Origin of the sequence: Streptomyces sp. NPDC016469 (genome assembly GCF_040632905.1) — a bacterium.
Taxonomy (GTDB): Bacteria; Actinomycetota; Actinomycetes; order Streptomycetales; family Streptomycetaceae; genus Streptomyces.
The window spans coordinates 1-1,793 of sequence record NZ_JBEYCQ010000099.1 but is presented as its reverse complement, the minus strand read 5'-3'; the positions used below and the strand labels follow the sequence as shown (position 1 = coordinate 1,793).

Genomic DNA, 1,793 nt, shown 5'->3' with positions numbered 1-1,793 from the left:
CTCCCGCCGGGCCTGTCGCAGATCGGCGGTGGCCCGCTTGAGGTATTCGCGGAACTTGTCTTCGTTGTCAGCCACTGGAGAAAGACCCTTTTCTGGGGAGCGGGCAGGAGGGCGGGCGAACGGGCCGTCAGGCCGGGATTTCCTCGACTTCGATGGCGAGCGACGGGCAGCGGCGCGCCGCGTCCTTCACCTCGGCGTGCAGCGCCGGCTCGGGGTCCTTGTCGAGCAGGAAGACGACGCCGTCCTCCTCACGCTGGTCGAACACATCCGGCGCGGTCAGCGCACAGATACCGGAGGAGCAGCACTCCTCTTCCTTGATGGTGATCAGCAGTCGTCCCTGGCTCACCAGGTCACCTCCAGTCGGTGGATTCCGAATACGGTCGCGTCCTTGAACGGAAGGTCTTCCGGGGGAGCGACCAGGCGCAGTCCGGGGATGCGCCGGAAAAGGGTGTCGTAGACGATCTCGAGCTCGGCCCGGGCCAGGTTCTGGCCGAGGCAGGCGTGGACGCCGAAGCCGAACGCGACGTGGCCGGACGTCTGGCGCCCCAGGTCGAGAGTGGCCGCGTCGGGGAAGACCCGCTCGTCGTGATTGGCGGCGGCAGCCGAGGCGATGAAGCCCTCGCCCGCACGCACGACGACGTCACCGACTTCGATGTCCTCCAGGGCCACGCGGGCGGTCGGGTAGTCCACGATGCTGAACCAGCGCAGAAGTTCCTCGACCGCGCCCGGGGTCGTGGACGGGTCGGCGGTGATCGTGGCGAGCTTCTCCGGCTCCCGCACCAGGGCCGCCACCCCGAGCGAAATCATGTTCGCCGTCGTCTCGTGGCCGGCCAGGAGCAGGAGCATCGCGAAGCCGGTGAGCAGCTCGTGGTCGTAGATTCCCGCTTCCCGGTACTTCACGGCGAGGCGACTGAGCAGCGCGTCGTCGGGCGCGTCGTCCTTGCTGGACACCAGGTCGCCGAGAAACGCGCGCAGGGCGCCGAAGGCGACCCCGCGTTCCTCGGGTGTACTGGATCGCTCCAGTAGCACTTCGGTGTATTTCTGGAAAGTACCGCGGGTCTCGTACGGAACTCCCAGCAGCTCGCAGATGACGAGTGAGGGGACCGGCAGCGAGAGTTCCTGGACCAGGTCCACCGGTCTGCCGCCCGCGCCGGCCTCCAGAACGCGGTCCACGCATTCATCCACGATTTCCTGAATACGCGGACGCAGGCGGCGAACACGATTGAGCGTGAATTCACTGGTGACCATACGCCGGTGAAGCGAATGGTCCGGGGAGTCCATCGACAGCAGGAACCCCTTCTGCGCGAAAGCCCCCACATTGGCGACGGTCGCGGGAAAGGCGGGATGGGCCCTGCTGGCCGAGGTGGCCGGATGGCTGAGCAGCGTACGCACGTGCTCGTGGCGGGTGGCCAACCAGGCCGACTTTCCGTTCTGGAGCACCACCTGGGACACGGGCCCTTCGGCGCGCAGCGGCGCGTACTCGGCCGGCGGGCTGAACGGGCAGGTCCGGGCAAAGGGAAAGGACGGTATGTCGGAGCTATCGGTATCGGACATGGTGGTGACCTCTCGAGACAGAGCGCTTCGCGCCGGAAGGTAGGCGCAGGGGCTTAATTGCTGCTAAACGCGGCAGCGCTTTAGGTCTGATTAAGGCCAAGGCAAGCAGCGCGGAGGAGGGTGGCGAGCCGAACGGGTGGCCCGGTAGCCCAAGGGGATGGCTCTGCATGCCGAATGAAGACAAGCTTCGCGATTACCTCAAGCGTGTGACGGCTGATCTTCAGCAGACACGCCGCCGC

4 protein-coding genes are annotated in these 1,793 nt (G+C 66.6%); 1 reads left to right on the top strand and 3 read right to left on the bottom strand.

Annotation, left to right across the window (positions count from 1 at the left end; translation table 11 throughout):
* The 3 genes from ABZ565_RS35445 to ABZ565_RS35435 form a co-directional block, all read right to left on the bottom strand.
* A partial coding sequence (locus tag ABZ565_RS35445; RefSeq protein WP_360467888.1) for a polyketide synthase docking domain-containing protein occupies nt 1–75 on the bottom strand: 75 nt, incomplete at its 3' end.
* Between the two features lie 52 nt (nt 76–127).
* Nucleotides 128–331, bottom strand: coding sequence for a ferredoxin (locus ABZ565_RS35440; RefSeq protein WP_026250426.1), 204 nt, complete (start codon nt 329–331; stop codon nt 128–130).
* 11 nt (nt 332–342) lie between these two features.
* Nucleotides 343–1,443, bottom strand: coding sequence for a cytochrome P450 (locus ABZ565_RS35435; protein ID WP_361036431.1), 1,101 nt, complete (start codon nt 1,441–1,443; stop codon nt 343–345).
* 278 nt (nt 1,444–1,721) lie between these two features.
* Between ABZ565_RS35435 and ABZ565_RS35430 the strand changes: the two genes are divergently transcribed.
* Nucleotides 1,722–1,793, top strand: a 72-nt coding sequence (locus ABZ565_RS35430) for a polyketide synthase docking domain-containing protein (protein WP_360467890.1), incomplete at its 3' end; no start/stop codon positions are given.